Genomic DNA, 800 nt, shown 5'->3' on the forward strand with positions numbered 1-800 from the left:
CTTTTGCTGTCGATAATGCTGCATTATCGACTAGCAAGGCGGTATCGGCTTGCAGTCTGGAGGGGTTTTGATAAGCCTTGTGGACTTTGGCTTATGGGGTTAGATGAGTGATTTGTCTTAAGCTCTTGTTTTCTGCAAGCTGATACCTAAAGGCCCTGGATGAGCCGCTTGGGACTGGCAAGAGGATATATGATTGATTACCAGATTGCTTAAGAATTGACTCTGATCAGATCGTCTATGACTTTTAAAATCATTCGACGTTTCATTTCCGGAAGTTTTTCAATTTCTCGCATTCTTCTGGTATAACGAAGTGAAGGATTGGACTTCTTGAATTGATCCTTTTTAATTCCCAGAAGCTTATCGGTGGAGATTTTCAAAGCTAAAGCAAATCTTACCACCATTTCATCGTTCATATGGGTTCGACCTGTTTCATAATCTGTGACCAATTTGCGAGTAATCCCGATCTTTTCAGCTAACTCTGATTGATTTAGTCCCTGAGTTTTTCTGATACGAGCAATCCTTTGGCCAATATCTTCATTGCTGATTTGGAGGGGTTTGAGCTTGAACTTTGCGGGAGTTGGCATGATGTGAGTATATTTACCCTCTTGACAAAGAACTATGATGGTGCAAAGATTATACTCAACTTGTACTTGACACACTTTTGCAAGACCCGCTTTTAGCGGTGAAAGGAGAGAAGAGGCAAACGAATTGAAGAGCAAATTGCATCAGAAATTAACAGATAACTACCCCGCTCTGTTAGGGCGGAACAAGAAAACGGCCCATCCTTAGAAGTTAGTGGC

1 protein-coding gene is annotated in these 800 nt (G+C 41.6%); it reads right to left on the reverse strand.

Annotation, left to right across the window (positions count from 1 at the left end; all coding sequences use genetic code 11):
* Window positions 1–209: 209 nt before the first annotated feature.
* On the reverse strand, window positions 210–584 hold the full coding sequence (locus S1OALGB6SA_RS03510; protein WP_124032578.1) for a helix-turn-helix domain-containing protein: 375 nt from the start codon (window positions 582–584) through the stop codon (window positions 210–212).
* Window positions 585–800: the final 216 nt, after the last annotated feature.

The organism is Olavius algarvensis spirochete endosymbiont (genome assembly GCA_900608495.1).
Lineage (GTDB): Bacteria > Spirochaetota > Spirochaetia > DSM-2461 > DSM-2461 > UBA2779.